The following is a 352-nucleotide window of genomic DNA, read 5'->3' on the forward strand; positions in this document are numbered from 1 at the left end:
GATTGGAATTATCTCCGCCTGTCGCGAATAAGTTCAGAGGTATCTTGTGAGGAGATACGACCTTAACCTTAGCCTTATTAATGAACTGGCAGTTATCTTCTTTGTCGCTGAAATCCCGCTTGTAATCCAGAATCAAGACCTTAGGAGCCACTCCTCGGTTTTGCTCTGGTTGCTTTACCATCTGGTAAACGAGTGATTTCAGTAATTGCGTTTTTCCAGTCCCTAGATCGCCTACTACTCCTATGTTGATATTAGTTAGCTCAGTATTACCCGGGTAAAAAATGACTTCTTTACTTCCAATTAGATCCTTGGTGCTGCCAATTCTGAAATTAAGTCCAGCGACAGCTTCGGG

Annotated in this window: 1 protein-coding gene; it reads right to left on the minus strand. The window is 42.9% G+C overall.

The features are described 5' to 3' along the window. Positions 1-352: hypothetical protein (locus SB752_RS32075; protein WP_410719450.1), on the minus strand; the 352-nt coding region annotated here is incomplete at both ends.

Origin of the sequence: Brevibacillus sp. SIMBA_040, assembly GCF_046535075.1 — a bacterium.
Lineage (GTDB): Bacteria > Bacillota > Bacilli > Brevibacillales > Brevibacillaceae > Brevibacillus.